Origin of the sequence: Pseudoalteromonas distincta (assembly GCF_000814675.1) — a bacterium.
Lineage (GTDB): Bacteria > Pseudomonadota > Gammaproteobacteria > Enterobacterales > Alteromonadaceae > Pseudoalteromonas > Pseudoalteromonas distincta.
In genome coordinates, this window is the sequence record NZ_JWIG01000030.1 from 130,740 (window position 1) to 147,559 (window position 16,820).

Annotated in this window: 17 protein-coding genes; 6 read left to right on the top strand and 11 right to left on the bottom strand. The window is 39.4% G+C overall.

The annotated features are described in order from the left end of the window. The first annotated feature begins 74 nt into the window (after window positions 1-74). The 3 genes from phoB (at window position 75) to QT16_RS19810 (ending at window position 3,221) form a co-directional block, all read left to right on the top strand. On the top strand, window positions 75-764 hold the full coding sequence (gene phoB / locus QT16_RS19800) for a phosphate regulon transcriptional regulator PhoB (RefSeq protein WP_006791869.1): 690 nt from the start codon (window positions 75-77) through the stop codon (window positions 762-764). A 65-nt stretch (window positions 765-829) separates the two neighbouring features. Then, the gene (gene phoR, locus QT16_RS19805) at window positions 830-2,137 is read left to right on the top strand and encodes a phosphate regulon sensor histidine kinase PhoR (RefSeq protein ID WP_002962688.1); all 1,308 of its coding nucleotides are present in this window, start codon (window positions 830-832) and stop codon (window positions 2,135-2,137) included. Between the two features lie 115 nt (window positions 2,138-2,252). Continuing rightward, window positions 2,253-3,221, top strand: a complete 969-nt coding sequence (locus QT16_RS19810) for a PstS family phosphate ABC transporter substrate-binding protein (RefSeq protein ID WP_039490403.1) — start codon at window positions 2,253-2,255, stop codon at window positions 3,219-3,221. A 234-nt stretch (window positions 3,222-3,455) separates the two neighbouring features. Here the strand turns inward: QT16_RS19810 and QT16_RS19815 are convergent, their stop codons facing one another. From QT16_RS19815 to sfsA, 8 genes are all read right to left on the bottom strand, one after another. Then, window positions 3,456-3,692, bottom strand: a complete 237-nt coding sequence (locus tag QT16_RS19815; protein WP_024597166.1) for a hypothetical protein — start codon at window positions 3,690-3,692, stop codon at window positions 3,456-3,458. A 33-nt stretch (window positions 3,693-3,725) separates the two neighbouring features. Continuing rightward, window positions 3,726-4,574 (bottom strand): pantoate--beta-alanine ligase, encoded by an 849-nt coding sequence (gene panC, locus QT16_RS19820; RefSeq protein ID WP_024597167.1) that lies wholly within the window; start codon window positions 4,572-4,574, stop codon window positions 3,726-3,728. Continuing rightward, entirely contained in the window at window positions 4,574-5,368 is a 795-nt protein-coding gene (gene panB, locus QT16_RS19825) for a 3-methyl-2-oxobutanoate hydroxymethyltransferase (protein ID WP_002962679.1), read from the bottom strand. The genes panC and panB overlap by 1 nt, the downstream gene beginning before the upstream one ends. Window positions 5,369-5,398: 30 nt before the next feature. Then, window positions 5,399-5,884 carry a 2-amino-4-hydroxy-6-hydroxymethyldihydropteridine diphosphokinase gene (gene folK / locus QT16_RS19830; protein WP_002962677.1) on the bottom strand — a complete coding sequence of 162 codons (486 nt, stop codon included), beginning with the start codon at window positions 5,882-5,884 and terminating at the stop codon, window positions 5,399-5,401. A 4-nt stretch (window positions 5,885-5,888) separates the two neighbouring features. Next, entirely contained in the window at window positions 5,889-7,370 is a 1,482-nt protein-coding gene (gene pcnB, locus QT16_RS19835) for a polynucleotide adenylyltransferase PcnB (protein ID WP_238719458.1), read from the bottom strand. 78 nt (window positions 7,371-7,448) lie between these two features. Further along, complete coding sequence (gene gluQRS / locus QT16_RS19840; RefSeq protein WP_039490405.1) at window positions 7,449-8,393, bottom strand: tRNA glutamyl-Q(34) synthetase GluQRS; 945 nt, start codon at window positions 8,391-8,393, stop codon at window positions 7,449-7,451. Between the two features lie 20 nt (window positions 8,394-8,413). Then, window positions 8,414-8,857 carry an RNA polymerase-binding protein DksA gene (gene dksA, locus QT16_RS19845; protein WP_002962671.1) on the bottom strand — a complete coding sequence of 148 codons (444 nt, stop codon included), beginning with the start codon at window positions 8,855-8,857 and terminating at the stop codon, window positions 8,414-8,416. A gap of 307 nt (window positions 8,858-9,164) precedes the next feature. Continuing rightward, a complete protein-coding gene (gene sfsA, locus QT16_RS19850; protein WP_039490412.1) occupies window positions 9,165-9,884 on the bottom strand; it encodes a DNA/RNA nuclease SfsA in 720 nt (239 codons plus the stop codon). Between the two features lie 123 nt (window positions 9,885-10,007). Between sfsA and pepB the strand changes: the two genes are divergently transcribed. After that, a complete protein-coding gene (pepB, locus tag QT16_RS19855) occupies window positions 10,008-11,303 on the top strand; it encodes an aminopeptidase PepB (protein ID WP_002962668.1) in 1,296 nt (431 codons plus the stop codon). Window positions 11,304-11,486: 183 nt separating this feature from the next. Then, window positions 11,487-12,053, top strand: coding sequence for a phosphoribosyltransferase (locus QT16_RS19860; RefSeq protein WP_002962666.1), 567 nt, complete (start codon window positions 11,487-11,489; stop codon window positions 12,051-12,053). Window positions 12,054-12,118: 65 nt separating this feature from the next. Here QT16_RS19860 and QT16_RS19865 read toward each other — a convergent pair whose 3' ends face one another. Continuing rightward, window positions 12,119-12,775: a Crp/Fnr family transcriptional regulator gene (locus QT16_RS19865; protein ID WP_039490414.1), complete on the bottom strand. Its 657-nt coding sequence runs from the start codon at window positions 12,773-12,775 to the stop codon at window positions 12,119-12,121. 287 nt (window positions 12,776-13,062) lie between these two features. On the opposite strand from QT16_RS19865, the gene QT16_RS19870 reads away from it, so the two are divergent. Then, window positions 13,063-13,299, top strand: a complete 237-nt coding sequence (locus tag QT16_RS19870) for a YgjV family protein (RefSeq protein WP_002962663.1) — start codon at window positions 13,063-13,065, stop codon at window positions 13,297-13,299. Between the two features lie 354 nt (window positions 13,300-13,653). On the opposite strand, the gene rdgC is transcribed toward QT16_RS19870, so the two are convergent. Together rdgC and QT16_RS19880 are read right to left on the bottom strand one after the other, a co-directional pair. Further along, window positions 13,654-14,571: a recombination-associated protein RdgC gene (gene rdgC, locus QT16_RS19875; RefSeq protein WP_002962662.1), complete on the bottom strand. Its 918-nt coding sequence runs from the start codon at window positions 14,569-14,571 to the stop codon at window positions 13,654-13,656. 462 nt (window positions 14,572-15,033) lie between these two features. Continuing rightward, entirely contained in the window at window positions 15,034-16,803 is a 1,770-nt protein-coding gene (locus QT16_RS19880; protein WP_039490417.1) for a sensor histidine kinase, read from the bottom strand. Window positions 16,804-16,820 lie beyond the last annotated feature (17 nt).

Here is a 16,820-nt window from a genome sequence, read left to right on the forward strand (position 1 = left end):
TTACACTTTCATAAAAATGTCATACTTAGTCATAATAATGAAAACTAATTCGATAGCGTAAGAGATAAATTGGAATGTCACGTAAAGTACTAGTCGTAGATGACGAAGCTCCTATCAGGGAGATGTTGGTTTTTGTTTTAGAGCAAAATGGATTTCAAGCAATTGAAGCAGAAGATTACGACTCTGCTATTGCAGCTATGGTTGAACCTTACCCAGATATGGTTTTACTTGATTGGATGTTACCAGGTGGAAGCGGTATTCAAATTGCTAAAAAGTTTAAGCAAAACGAACACACCCGCCAAATCCCAATTATTATGCTTACAGCTCGCGGCGAAGAAGAAGACAAAGTACGCGGCCTTGAAGTAGGTGCAGATGATTACGTCACTAAGCCGTTTTCTCCTAAAGAGCTTATGGCACGTATTAAAGCGGTTATTCGCCGTGTATCGCCAACCTCATTAGAAGAAGCTATTGAAGTACATGGCCTGCGTTTAGACCCTATTTCGCATCGTGTTACCTCAGAAGGTAACGAGCTCGATATGGGGCCAACCGAATTTAGATTACTGCACTTTTTTATGACTCACCCAGAGCGTGTTTATAGCCGTGAACAACTGCTTGATCATGTGTGGGGAACTAACGTTTACGTAGAAGATCGCACGGTTGATGTGCACATTCGTCGCCTGCGTAAAGCAATTGGCCCACTTGGACATGACCGTTTGGTGCAAACAGTACGTGGCGCTGGGTATCGTTTTTCAAGTAAGCTGTGATCAGCTTAAAGCTTAGCTAATGTGTAAAATACGCATGTATTACTACTCTAAGGTAAAGTGAGTGTATGTATCGAGTTGTTAATAAACAGGCGTTAGTTAAACGCCTGTTTATCTATTTTTTACCCTTACTATTAATTGGTGTGCTGGTTGGCGCGCCATTTTTGCTTTTATTTTTAGGATCTTTTTCTCTCCTTATTTGGCACTACCATCAACTTTATCGTTTGAGCGATTGGCTACTTAATCAACGCAGCTTTAATCCGCCAGAGGGTGAGGGGGCATGGGAGCAAGTGTTCGAGGGTATTTATCATCTCCAGCATCGTAATCGTAAAAAACGTAATGAGCTTGCAGATTTAATTCGTCGCTTTCGCGATGGGGCTGAAGCGGTACCTGATGCGGTTGTGGTATTACAAAACGATTTAAGTATTGTGTGGTGTAATCAATTAGCCCTTAAAGTGCTTGGTTTGCAGTGGCCTACCGATCATGGTCAGCGCCTTGATAATTTAATTCGCGAACCTAAGTTTGCTAAATACATGCACAAAGGCGAATTTGACGATGCGCTTGAGCTGGATAACGGTCACAGTATTGAGCAGGTGCTTGAGTTTAGGGTAATGCCATATGCAAGTACGCAACTTATGGTTGTGGTACGTGATGTAACGCGCTTAAAACAGCTAGAACAGATGCGTAAAGACTTTGTAGCCAATGTGTCGCATGAACTACGTACACCGCTTACAGTGGTTACAGGGTATCTTGAGATGATGGATGGCGACATGATGCCGCCGCCAGCAATGTGGAACAAAGCGCAAAATACTATGCTTGAACAATGCAAGCGCATGGATAGCTTAGTCAGCCAATTACTATCGCTTTCGCGTATTGAAGGTGCTCGTCGCCAAGACAATGATAAAGCTATAAATGTACCGCAATTACTTGGTTATATTCACACTGAAGCAAACTCAATTAATCAAGACAAAGGCCACGAACTTATTTTTGATATTGATAAAACCCTTGATATTAAAGGCTCTGAGGATGAACTGCGTAGTGCGTTTTCTAATTTAGTATTCAACGCGATTCATTACACAAAACCAGGCGGTAAAGTAGAAGTATGCTGGCAGCGCAAAAACAATAAAGCGTGTTTTAGTGTTACCGATAATGGTGATGGTATTGCGCCTGAGCATATTAACCGATTAACTGAGCGTTTTTATCGTGTTGATAAAGCTCGCAGTAGAACAACAGGTGGCTCAGGCTTAGGGCTCGCTATAACAAAACATGTGTTAACTCGCCATGATAGTAAATTAAATATTCGTAGTGAAGTTAACAAAGGATCGTGTTTTTCTTTTGAGTTTTCAATAGATAAGATAGTTTCGCTGACTAAATAATTAAGCTAATAGGTCAAGTCATAAAAGTGTCATTTAAGAGTAATGTAACTGTCATGTACTCACTTTAGAGTGGGCAGCAGTTAGAAAATGGAACGAACAAACCGGAGAACTCTACATGAAATTTAAAAACTTAGTTGCCGCAATGGGTGTGGCTGTTACAACTTTCGTATCTGCACAAGCAGTTGCTCTAGACCAAAATATTCCTGAGTATCAAAAAATTAGTGGTGTTTCAGGCAACTTTTCATCAGTAGGTTCTGACACTTTAGCCAACATGATGACGTTTTGGGCTGAAGAGTACAAACGTATTTACCCAAATGTAAATATTCAGATTCAAGCAGCAGGTTCTTCTACTGCTCCACCGGCACTTACCGAAGGTACAGCTAACCTAGGTCCAATGAGCCGTAAAATGAAATCTAAAGAAATCGAAGCGTTCGAAAAACGTTACGGTTACAAGCCAACAGAAGTTCGCGTAGCTATTGATGCACTTGCTGTATTTGTACATAAAGATAACCCAATTGAAGGTCTTCGTATTGACCAAGTAGATGCTATCTTTTCATCTACTCGTAAATGTGGCGCACCAGAGCAAGTTAACCGTTGGAGCGATGTTGGTCTAACAGGTGATTGGGCAGCTAAAGATGTGCAACTTTACGGACGCAACTCAGTATCAGGTACGTATGGTTACTTTAAAAAGAAAGCACTTTGTAAAGGTGATTTCCGTAATAACGTAAATGAGCAACCGGGTTCTGCATCAGTAGTACAGTCAATTTCATCTTCATTAAATGCAATTGGTTACTCAGGTATAGGTTATAAAACATCAGGCGTACGTACAGTACCGCTAGCTAAAAAAGGCGATAACTTTGTTGATGCAACACTTGATAACGTTGCACAAGGAAAATATCCATTATCTCGCTTTTTATACCTTTACGTGAATAAGCACCCAAACAAGCCGTTGTCTCCAATGGAAGCGCAATTCTTAAAAATGGTACTTTCAAAAGATGGTCAGCAAATTGTAGAAAAAGATGGTTATGTACCACTTTCTGCAAAGCTAGTAAAAACAGAACTTAAAAAGCTTGGTTTGAACTAATACCAATTGCATTAAATTAGTGAGTTATTATAGCGATAAGAAAATAGCGCAATAACAAGGCTAAAATTATGATACATAGTTGTTCTATATAAATAATTTTTAACGTAGTTAGTGAGTTATTTAATACGCTAGAATGGTCATGTTTTTAATAAAATTGGTATGATAAACCATAGGCAATAAAAAAACCGCTCATTGAGCGGTTTTTTTGTGCCTAAAACTAAAAACTTTAAGGAATTAAATATTACCTAATTTTTCGGCTTGTGCTTTACATTGATTATAGCTCTCAACACATTTTCCAGAGCATACTTGTTGCTTTAAGCCCTCAGCAGTTGTTTGCTGTTCACAACTACTTTCACACTGGTAGTTTTGTTGAGCACACTGATTCATTTCAGGGTTTTCAACTTGGTTTTGACAACCTGCTAATAGTGCAAAAGTAAGGGCGACTACGCTTGTTTTTATTAAAGTGTGCATGCTTCTTATCCTTAAAATGGAGTCGCAATAATATTAAATTTCGACTTGGATATTGTCGATCAATCTAACACCACCAAAATAGGCTGCGGCTAAAATAACAAATTGAGTATCTTCGATTGTAGCAGTTTTTAATGTATCTCGTTGAGCAATCTCAAAATAGTCTGGTTTTAGGCCTGCTTTCTCTAAACTTTGTTTAGCTAAGCTTTCAAGTTTTACGAAGTCTTTCTCGCCACTTTTAAGTTGCTCAGCGCACGTATTAAGGGCCTTAAATAATACGGTTGCAGTCGCTTTTTGATCATCTGATAAGTAACCATTACGTGAGCTCATAGCAAGGCCAGAAACTTCTCGCATTGTAGGTACACCAATAACTTCAACCGGAATTGATAAGTCGCGTGCCATAGTTTTGATTACTTGCAGTTGCTGAAAATCTTTTTCACCAAAGCAGGCGTAATCTGGTTGCACTAAGTTAAATAACTTAGTCACGATTGTTGCAACGCCTCTAAAGTGACCTGGACGTGAGCCGCCGCAATAGCCTAATGAAATGTCAGGCACATCTACAAAGCTTTGTGCACCTAGTCCGTTAGGGTAGATTGTTTCTACACTTGGGGTAAATACAATATCAGTGCCTAGTTCAGCAAGGCCTTGTTTGTCTTCGTTTAGCGTACGAGGATAGTTATCTAAATCTTCGTTAGCACCAAATTGCATAGGGTTTACAAAAATACTTACAACGACTTTGTCGGCCAAGTTTTTTGCTTTTTCTACTAGCGAAAAATGCCCACGGTGCAAGTTGCCCATTGTTGGCACAAGCGCCACGCTAAGACCTGCTTGGCGCCATGCTTTAATTTGACTACGTAACGATCTGATTTCAGTTATTGATTGCATTATTTAAACTCATGTTCAGCGCTTGGAAATGCGCCACTTTTAACATCTGTACAATACTTTTGAACGGCTGCAGGCATATTGCCTGTTTCGAGCAAAAAGTTTTTAGAAAATTTAGGAATGTAACCTGCCGAAATACCAACCAGGTCATGCATTACCAGTATTTGGCCGTCAGTTAAGCTGCCTGCACCAATACCAATAGTTGGGATACTTAGAGCGTCTGTAATACGTTTTGCCAGGGCACTTGGAATACACTCAAGTACTAATAATTGCGCGCCAGCGGCTTCAAGTGCTTTCGCGTCATCAATCATTTTTTGTGCTTTATCTTCTTCGCGACCTTGTATTTTAAAGCCACCAAATACATGAACTGACTGTGGTGTAAGGCCTAAATGCCCGCAAACTGGGATACCTTGTTGAGTGAGTGCTTTAATGCTCTCGTAAAGCCACTCTCCGCCTTCAAGTTTAATCATGTTTGCGCCAGCGCGCATAAGCTCAGCTGCATTTTTACAGGTATCACTAACGCTTGAGTAGGTCATAAAAGGTAAGTCAGCAATTACAAATAATTCGCGGCTACCAGCGCGTACACAGCGGGTATGATATGCAATATCTTGATTTGTTACGCCAAGGGTGTCATCGCCGCCTTGTAGTACCATGCCCAATGAGTCGCCCACTAAAATAACTTCAACGCCGTTATCATGAAATAACTTTGCAAAACTAGCGTCGTAGGCTGTTAATGCAGTAATTTTGTTATTTTCTGCTTTCATTTTATTTAAAGTAGAAACGGTTATTTTAGACATAATATCCTCGCAGGCAAAAGCCTAGGTTAATTACAGAGGTAATTGTTGTAAGTCGTTGAGCGGTAAGTTATTTGCAATGGTTTTTAATGCAATGCCGCTAGGTAAAATAAGTTCAGGTGCAAGCTCTAATAGTGGGTAAACCACAAACTCGCGATCACTCAAACCATAATGAGGCACGGTTAAGCGCGCCGTATTTATGATTTGATCATCAAATAATAGGGTATCGATATCAAGTGTGCGTGGACCCCAACGCTCAGCTTTTCTTACTCGACCATGCTCAAGCTCAATGCTTTGTGTTAAATCAAGTAATTGCTCTGGATCAAGGGTCGTTTTAATACAGGCTACGGCATTGATATAGTCTGGTTGATCTTGTGGGCCCATAGGCTTACTTGCATAGTAATGCGATACGTTTACAAATTCACAATTAGGCAGCTTTTTAAGCGCAATTATCGCGTTATCAAGCTGCTCTTTTGGTGAGTTTAGGTTGGCACCTAAACCCAAATAAACACAATGCATGTTATTACTCAGTTGGCTTTTTAGTAGGACGACGGCGCTTTCGCGGCTTAGGACCACCTTGATGGCCTAAGCTTTTAACCATCTCTTTTTGGCCGTTTATATCTTTACTTAAGTATTGTGTCCACCACTGAGCAAGCTCTGTATGCTGAGTTTCGCCTGCATTTACGCGTAATAATAAAAAGTCGTAAGCGGCTTTAAAGCGAGGCTGTTGCGTTAGCCTGTATGCACGTTGGCCAGCACGTTTATCCAAGCGGTGCTGGATATGCCAAATATCGCGAGCACCTAAAGTAAAGCGCTTAGGAACAGCTATATGCTGTGAATTATCGCTTAGTACTTTATTCATTGCTTGTGCGAAAGCATCGTATTCAGATAATTGCTCTTGGCTTTGAATTTTTTTAGTGCGCTCAAGCAGTGGGAACCAAAGTAGGGCTGCAAAAATAAACGCCGGTGTTACTTTTTTATCGGCATTAATACGCTTGTCGGTATTTTGAAACATTTGCTGAATAAGCGTGTGCTCTAAGCCACTTGGGTTTTTATCTAAAATTTTATCAAGTTCAGGAAAAAGTGAGCGGAATAAGCCGTATTTACGCAGCATTAAAAAGTTAGCTTCGGCCTTGCCGTTTAAAAACAGTTTAAGAATTTCTTCAAATAAACGAGCTGGCGGAATGTTATCAAGCAAGCTTGCAAGCTCGCTAATTGGCTTTTCACTTTTAGGCGCAATGCTCATATCAAGCTTAGTGGCAAAACGTACTGCACGTAACATACGAACAGGGTCTTCGCGGTAACGCGTTTCAGGATCGCCAATAAGCTCGATTTGTTTAGCTTTAATTGCCGCTAAGCCGTTGGCGTAATCGTGAATACTAAAATCTTTAATTGAGTAATAAAGTGCGTTGATTGAAAAGTCGCGGCGCTCTGCGTCTTCTTCAATACTGCCAAATACGTTGTCACGAAGTAATTGACCTTCATTGCTTGATTGGCTTATTTGATTTTTGTCTTCTTGTGCTTCGTGGTGGCCACGCATTGTTGCCACTTCGATAATTTCACGGCCAAATACAATGTGTGCTAGACGAAAGCGACGACCTATCAGGCGACAGTTTCTAAATAGTTTTTTTACCTGATCTGGAGTTGCATTAGTAACTACGTCAAAATCTTTTGGCTGTTGGCCTAACAATATATCGCGAATACAACCACCAACAAGGTAGGCATCGTAGCCACCGTCTTTTAAGCGGTATAATACTTTGATTGCATTTGGGCTAAATTGTTTGCGAGAAATACCATGCTCACCACGAGTGACAACAATAGGTTCACTGCTTACAGAAGCGCTTTCGGCACTGGTATTCGGGCCGATTATTTGTCGGCAAAATTGAAAAAGCTTGGAAATAATAGTCTGTCTCCTAGAAGGTGTGATTGACTCTGCATCGCAATCAAAAGTTACAGCAAATAGGGCGGTTATAACCCAGTACAAGCTGTTTGACGTAATTAGCATATATTTAGGCGGCTATCATATACCAGCAGGGTTTAAAAATTAAGTTGATGTGTTGAAATTAAGCCGTTTTTAGCTATTTTATTTACTTAAATGTGTAAATTGGACTTTCTGGCTATGTGGATGTTGAGAAATTTGTATTTCGGATACTTGGGGGACCTGTTTTAAGCTAAAGTTTTTAATTCCCCAATCGATTAATTGTTCTATATTTAAGTCGCTTAAATCAGCTATAACAGGTAGCCCTAAAAATTCAAAAGCGCTAAGTAAAGCAGGCTTTGGATTTTGCTTACAAATGGCGGGGGCATAATTTTGTTTAGATAGTTTAAAACCGGGCTTGGCAACCGCTAAAGGTAAATGAGCAAATTCAGGTACGGGGCTGTCGAGTTGTTTAAACAAACTAATTTGCCGAGCTGTTGGTTCAATTAAATCTGCGCCTCTTACGATTCGATTAATCCTTTGATCGATATCATCGACGACCACAACAAGTTGATATGCAAATAAACCGTCACTGCGTTTAATTAAGTAATCTTCGTGGGATAATGCACTATTTACCGATATATCACCTTGAATTAAATCACTAAATTGGGTCGTTGGATGTTGCTGAACTAAACGAAGCGCGCCGGATTGAGTATGATGATTAAGTGCTTTGCAATGCCCCTGATAAATACCGCCAATGGCTTTTATTTGCTTTCGGGTACAGGTGCAACCATAAACAAGGTTTTGCTTTAAAAGTGAGTGGGTAATATCTTGATATAAAGACAGGCGCTGCGTTTGGTATACAACAGGTTCATCCCAGTAAAGGGCGTAGGCTTGTAAGGTATTTAGAATATCGGAGTCGGCGTTTTTAACCACGCGCGTAGTGTCAATGTCTTCTATACGAACTAACCATTTTCCTTGATTAGCTTTTGCATCTAGATAACTACCCACAGCCGCTACAAGTGAGCCAAAATGTAATGGCCCAGAAGGAGACGGTGCAAAACGACCGCGATATTTACGCATAGGCGCAGTAACGGCTGTAGGAGACATAACTAACTAATAAGTTTTAATTAGCCGCGTCCAGATTGCTTTTCTTTGATTTCTGCAAGTGTTTTACAGTCTACGCATAAATCGGCAGTAGGACGTGCTTCTAAGCGACGTATGCCAATTTCGATGCCACAAGACTCACAAAAGCCAAAATCATCTTCTTTAATCAAATTAATTGTTTTTTCAATTTTTTTGATTAATTTACGTTCGCGGTCACGAGTACGAAGTTCTAAAGAGAATTCTTCTTCTTGTGCAGCGCGGTCAACTGGGTCAGGAAAGTTAGCAGCTTCGTCTTGCATGTGCGATTTAGTACGATCAACTTCGTTACGTAAATCGTTACGCCAAGTCTCTAAAATTGCTCTAAAATGAGCACGTTGTGCATCATTCATGTACTCTTCGCCTGGTTTTTCTTGGTATGGTTCTAAACCGGCTTGAGCCAATAAACCATGTTTCTTTTGGTCTGGCATAACTCTCTCCTAAATCCTTAATTTAATGCCTCAGCATTAGCCGGCGGTATAAATAACAGAATCTTATACCCTAGGCAAATTTATTTTTAATTAATCGAATTAGCTTCAACCATGCTTACTGAGTAAAAAGTGTATTAATAGTTTATTTACACTTTTAATTAATTCACATATTCGCTTTCTAAAACTTGCCTTGTTATATGGGCAAAAGCTTCAAAAACAAGTTAATTTTTATAATTCACTTTTTACCACTTTCTATAATTAGAGTGCTTTGTAAATTACGCTTAGTTCAATCCGTTGGTTTATTACACTATTCTATAAATGCTATTTTTTTATGAAGTAAGACTCCATTAGCTGAAATTTTGGCTTTATATGCTAATACTTCAACACCGGCTATTATTGCTTGGTTTAATAACGTGGCGTATTTTTTATCAATATGCGCAGCTGCACTTACGGTATTTATTCCTTCATGCAAAACAGCGAACAGTAATACTGCTCGGTGGCCTTGTTCGATCATTTCTATTAGTTCGCGAATATGCTTTTGTCCACGCAGTGTTTGCGCATCAGGAAAGTAGCCTTGCCCGCTTTGTGGTGCATCTTCGCTTAATAATGTGACTGATTTAACTTCTACATAGCAATCGGGCTTATTTTCGTCTGTGAGTAAAAAGTCGATACGACTGTTTTCGCTGCCGTACTTAACTTCGCTTTGCAATTGACTGTAGTCGAGTAGCTCGCTTATCACATTATTGTTTATTGCTTCTTCTACTACTTTATTAGCCACCGCTGTATTTACACAAATAAGCTGCGATAAGTTATTTTGCGTAAGCTCTAATGAATGCGGGTATTTTCGTTTTGCGTTATTGCTCGTTGAATAAAAAGCAGTGAAGCCTGGCTCAGCGCATCCCGTCATTTTACCTGTATTTGCACAGTGGGCGGTAAATTCGCTGCCATCACTTAATTGTAAATCAGCTAAAAAGCGTTTGTAGCGCTTTAATAATATGGCTGGTTGCAGCGCTGGCGTGTACTTCATAATAACTTCCAAAGCGTAAACACTGCTCAGCAGTGTGATTTATGTTATTTATCTCAAGCTGTTGGGAACTTAAGCGCTCTATAGTAAACTCGGTGGCACATTTAAGTGCAAGGGAATTCTAACATGAGTGAAAAATTTGTTGTTCAACTAAGCGAACAAGCAGCAGCGAGTCATTGGGGCGATAATGCGTCATTGTCTTTTAACGAGCGTGGTGCAACTGTTCATTTATCTGAGCAAGACACATTAAAAAATGTTCAAAAAGCAGGCCGTACTATTGCAAGCCAAGGCGTTAAAAATGTTGAATTAGCAGGTGATACTTGGTGTACAGAAAGCCAGTGGGCTTTTTACCAAGGCTTTGTAACACCAAAATCATTAAACGGTGTTGAGTTTGTTGATAACGCACAATCAGATATTAAAGAACTTGCTCACTTAAAAACGTCAGCAATTTGGGCACGTGAAATGGTTAACGGTACTGCCGATGACATTTACCCAGAAAGCCTAGCTGAAAAAGCAGCTGAGTTTATTCAATCATTAGCGCCTGAACACGTAAGTTACCAAATTATTAAAGGTGATGCGTTACTAGAACAACAGTGGATTGGTATTCATGCAGTTGGTCGCGGTAGTGTTCGCCCACCAGTATTGCTTGAGCTTGATTACAACCCAACAGGCGACGAAAATGCACCAGTAAGTGCTGCGCTTGTAGGTAAAGGTATTACGTTTGACTCAGGTGGTTACTCAATTAAATCAAGCGAAGGTATGCTTGGTATGAAGTGCGACATGGGCGGCGCTGCAACAGTAACAGCAGGTTTAGCATTGGCTATTAACCGTGGTATTGAAAAACGTATTAAGCTGTTTTTATGTTGTGCTGAGAACTTAATTTCGGGTCATGCATACAAATTAGGTGACATTCTTACTTATAAAAATGGCACAACAGTTGAAATTGTAAACACGGATGCTGAAGGTCGCTTAGTACTTGCTGATGGCTTAATGGCAGCAGGAGAGACTGGCGCTCCACTTATCATTGATGCAGCAACACTAACTGGAGCAGCGCTTGTTGCTGTTGGCCAAGAGTACAATGCATTATTTGCACTTGATAAAGAACTTGCACGTGAAGTTGAAAGTTTTGCATCTCAAGAAATGGAAGCTGCTTGGCCACTGCCTCTTGAAAAATGGCATCAACAAAACTGCCCATCTCCATATGCTGATACGGCAAATAGCCGTGCACAAAAGGGTGGCGGTTACGGCGGTGCATCGAATGCTGCAGGCTTTTTATCACGCTTTGTGCCAAACGATGGCAAAGGCTGGGTGCACATAGATTTAGCTGCTGCTTTTAACATGGGCAGTACAAGCCAATGGGCAGCGGGCGCAACAACTCAAGGTATGCGTACGGTTGCTCGTACCCTACAAGAAAAAGCATAATATTTACTAAATTATGCTTTTTACACTAAAAATAGGCACCCTTGGGTGCCTATTTTTTAATTTACAGGCAAGCAATTTTATTTCATTTGCGGTAAAATCCGTCGCCAATACCTGTTTGAGTTTAATTTTTGCTTAACTCTAAGCTGCGCTCAAATCTTATATCCACCACTGGGGTTTCTAATTATGTCAGATAAGTGCTACATCACAGCTCAACAGCTGCTTGAAGATTCGTTCCGCGTAGCGGCACAAGTATACCAAGATGGCTTTCGTCCTGATTTTATTATTGGTATTTGGCGAGGTGGTGCACCGATCGGTATTGCTGTTCAAGAATATTACGATTATAAAGGCATTGAGACTGACCACATTGCAGTACGTACATCGTCTTATTACGGTATTGGTAAACAATCTAAAGAAATTAAAGTCCACGGTTTGCATTACATCGTTGAGAACGCAAATGCAGGCGACTCATTATTAATTGTTGATGATGTATTTGACTCTGGTCGTAGTATTGTTGCATTAAAAGAAAAGCTTTCAGAGCTTATGCGCTTAAACTTGCCACGTGATATTCGTATTGCATGTCCGTACTACAAGCCAAAAAACTCAAAAGTAGACACTGTTCCAGATTATTATATTCATGAGTCTGAAGAGTGGTTAGTGTTCCCGCATGAACTATCGGGTTTAACACCGGATGAAATTATTGCAGGTAAATCTGATCTTGTGAAAATTCATGACATTTTGCTAGAGAAGTAATCAGTAATTTGTATAAATAGAAAAAGGCCGTTAAGGCCTTTTTTTATGGGTAAATTTTAAATAACTTAAAGTTGAGCAAAGCTATCTACGTATTCACTTAGCTTTGGTATATCGACTGCTTGTAAGCCATCGTTACTTCTAAGTACCAAGCCTTTTTCGACAAGTTCTGTAACAACACGTCTGTAAGCTCGCTCAGTGGTAGCAAAGCGTTCGGCTTCAGCATTTACAGTTGGATAGGCTCTAAGTAGCGTAGGGTTGTTGTTCTCGGCTCTTAGTAAGCAATCTTTGGCTATGTTGTAGCTCAATGGTAGTAGTAGCTTATCTAAATTGATTTTTTGGTTTTCCTGAAATTTAGCCGCAATAGTTTGTGCGGTGTATAAACTCAGTTCTGGTTTTTCCAGCAACAGAGCACGCCAATGTCTTAATTCAATAAGATTATAAGTTACATCGCTAAAGCACGTTACCGTATAAATACACGGATTATTATTTAGCGCTTCTATTTCACCAATAAGGGTGTTGTTACAATCCAATTGTCCTAACAGCAGGCGTCGTCCATTACCTACGTCGTAACTAAACGACACAGTGCCACTGCGTACAAGCACAAGCTTGCTTAAAGGCTGATCTTGATGGATCAGAACTTCTTTTTTTGATTGTTGATAGCTACTACCGGCAAAGGTTAAAAGCTGATCAACAAGGTAACTAGGAAAATGGTATTGAAACATCAATGTGCTCTTCGGACATTTGTCCTATTTATTACATCTTAATGACGTTAGCATTAAGACACTAAGAATTTACGCTAACTTGCTACTAATATTATTAGCTTTGCTAATAGTATTATTTTACCTTCATTTCCCGTGTAATGATTTAAGAATTTGCTGGTATTTTCCGGCAAACTTTTTCAGGTTTTTAAGCAAGTTAGCTTTTTTATTTTGTTGTAACTTTGCAATACTTATAAGTGCCATAAGTTAGCAGTACATGTAATGCTAACCTAAAGGCTAGGAGAGAACAATTGAGTTGGGAATATTTAGGCTATATTGCATCAGCTTTATTGGTTGCATCGTTAACAATGACAGATGTAGTAAAACTGCGTTGGTACAACATGTTTGGTTGTATTGTATTTACTGCATACGGTGTTGCCATTGGCGCAGTACCTGTTATTTTTACCAACGGCTTATTGTCGCTTGTAAATTTATACCACATTATAAAAATATATCGCCAACCTAAAGTTGAAGACGCTAAAAGCTAAAATAAGTTATCTGCACAAATAAGTTAGTGATTTCAATTAAAATCAAAACTTCAGTTTTTGTGCATTCCGGCTTGAAGTGAATACAAATAATCTCATATCACTCTACATAACTTTTCTTTGAACCTTGCTGTAAGCTCTTACTTAAAAGATGATTACCTTAGGTTTTAATACGCCGAACGTTAGCTAAATTCTGTTCGCGGATAACAAATATATAAATAAGCGCTTCTAAAAATTCCATTAAAAAATCCGATAGCAGTAAACTGCTATCGGATTTTTATCTGTTATACCAACCTGCTTATATATGAATCTATTTAATGCTTCAAAGCGCTTAAATATTTATGTAGGTTGTGGTATTTACGCTTTTTCTAAATCTTCAACGTCACCTAAGCCAGCAGTTAGTTCTTCAAGTAATTGCTTTATTTCCTCAGAAGCTAAAATAAAGTCAGCATCAAGTTTTAAAGCCATATCTTCTTTAGGAATATCTGCGTTCTCTTCTTTTAGAGTTTCAGAGTAGCTTAAACGCTTGATAGAGCCATCGTTTTGCAGCATAAACTTGAGGCGTTCTTGCCAATCAAGTGCCAGTTTAGTTACGCGTTTACCACTTTCTAAGTGCGATTTAACCTCATCACATGCCAGATCATGGCCTTTTAGTTTTACTTGTGCACCGCTGTCGTCAGCTTCTTCAAGCTCAGCGTCAGAGCCAATAGCAAAGCCTTCTGGTGTACTAAAGTTAGTTAACCAATCAGTTAAGAATACATCTAGGTCGTAGTTAGCAAACGCAGGTACAACTGGGAGCGTTCCTAACGATTTACGAAGTAGTGCCAGTAGCTCTTCAGCTTTATTAAAGCTGCCACTATTTACCACCACCCAGCCATTTTCTTGGTCAATAAAGGCAAATTGTAAGCTCGACTTTTTAAATGCCTGGGGTAGAAGAGTATGAAGAATGTTTTCTTTTAATTCGTCTTTTTCTTTCTTTTTAACAGGGCGGTTTTCTTCGGCTTCTATCTGATCAATTTTCTCAGCAACTAGTTCGTTTATAACAGAAGCTGGGAGTACTTTTTCTTCACGTTTTGCGCAAACTAAAATACTTTTTTGAGAAAAATGCGATAGTGTTTCGCCATGCTTTCCAAACGCTTTCGTCCAACCAAATGTTGCAAGCTCTTGACCAGTACATGGGCGAAATAAATCTTGCTCTAATGCTTTATCAAAATCTTCTTGGGTGTATGAAACGTCTTGCTTAAAGCGGTAACAAATAAGGTTACTAAACCACATAGGGGAATTGATCCATTTGAAAAATTTGTCCAATCATAGCAATAAAAACAGCATCTCGAAATGACTGATTTGTTACTAGGGCGTGTTGAACTTTATGGATTGAAATTTGTTCAATCCAAGGAAGATTAAATCGCAGCGCGAGGTTTGTAACCTAGTGGGCTCGGTAACTGCTCCTGCGTTACCCTACAGGCTTACATCCATGTAAGAATAAGTAAAAACCGAGCAAAACTTCCGCGTCCTGCTCACGCCCCTTACCTACATCCATGTAGGCAACAAAGAGTTAATCGTCCCTAGATCGAGCTCAAAGGGCAGCGCATGTTTGGTATTTATGCTGCGTTATCAAATATTTATGGGGAATAACCACACTACATAGGCTCTGCCTTGCCTAAAAACCAAACATGTCGCTGCAAATTCAACCACCAAAGATCAACACGCCCTAATAATTTAATGCATATACTTTTTTTATTCATATTTATCAAAAATAGGCATTGGCTTAGCCATGTTCTTTGGAAATTGAATATAGTAACGCAGACCTTTGCCTGGTTCACTCGTTGCATCAATAGATCCACTAAGAGTTTGTTTAACTAAATTAAACATTATATGGGTACCTAATCCGCTTCCGCCTTCATCGCGTTTAGTCGTAAAGAATGGGTCAAACAATTTTTTCAATTGCTCACTGGTAACTCCGTTACCGTCATCTTTGTAATCAATCGTTAAGTTAGTGTCATCTGCGCTTATTTTTATATCCATCACACCGTTGCTTTTACCTTCAAAGCCATGAATGAGTGAATTCATAATTAAGTTAGTAAAAATTTGGCTGATGGCGCCTGCAGGTAAATTTAAAACTAAATCATCAGGGCATTCTAATTTTATTGTATGGGATGTCTTTTTTAGTTTTGGATGCAGTGAGCGTATTACTTCGTTAGTGTAATCTTTAAAGTTAATAGTTCTTACAGCTTCACTGGCCTGATCGACCGCTATTTGCTTAAAGCTAGCAATAAGCTCTGAGGCTCTATCTAAGTTAGTGGTTAACAAGCTTGTACTTTGTTTTGCTTCGTTAATAAATTCTTCTAGTGCTTTTGGTGAAAGTGTTTTTTCACTGTAAGCAATTTCGAGTTTATTCAAGCGTTCTTGCAAAAACGATATTGCCGTTACACCTATACCAATAGGGGTGTTTATATCATGTGTAATACCCGCCACAAGTCCGCCTAGTGCGGCCATCTTCTCTGTGCCCAATAAACGTTCCTGTGCAAGGCTTAACTCTTCTATATAACGCTGAGATTCAGTTTGTTTTGTAATTAGCTCTTGCTCTGTGCTGCGGCGTAAATCTATTTCTTCAGTGAGCACAATTTTTTGCTTTTCAAGTTCGTATTTTTGCTGTTGTAATTCCATCATTGCTTGGCTTAAGTTTGATGTTTTACGGGCTACGTCTTGCTCTAGTTGTATGTTGTGATGATCGAGCTTTTCGTTACTAATAATGAGTTCTTTTTGGGTGTGCTCAAGCTCTTTTCTGTACTGAACCACTTTATCTATTAGTTTGTTAAACGACTGCTCCATTACTTTTAGTTCGTTATGCTCCTCTGTTTCTATTTCTATGTGCTGTCCTTCTAGCTCATCTAATTCTAGGTTTTCTAGTTGCTCAGTAAGCTCAGCTAAGGGATCTGTAAGAAGCTTTCTAAATGCCATTAAAAATAAAATGATTAAAAAGGTGGTTTTAATCATCGCATTACCAATCAAAAAGTAGATTGATACCATAATTCGGCTGAAAACAACTTCTCGGCTAGAGAACAAGGTAACGTCGCCCACTTGGGTAGCACGGCCAGAAAATTCAAAAATAAGTGGAAAGGTGTAACCAAACAGACCGGATTTCGCGTCTTCTAAAATAGCTTCTTCTTGTACTAACTGTTGGTTATATAGCTTATGTATGTCGAGCGAGCGCCCTAACTGTGAAATAATTTCGCCGCTGTCATCTCGAACAATAATCCCTTCAATCATGGGAATGGCGAGTAAACCTTCTGCTGTTGTAATTGTTTGCTTGGTATTAAGCTCCCAAATTGCACGTGTTAAGCTACGACTAAAGGTTTTTTGTAATGTACTTAATTCATCACGTATATAGTCTTTAGTATTGAGATATTCAGCAAGCACCTGTCCGCAAGTCACTACGAAGGTAAGCAAAAAATAAACGGATAAAACGCTTGTTAGCAGCTTCTTAGAAAGGCTTTTTTGTAACATGAGTGACTTGTTCATCC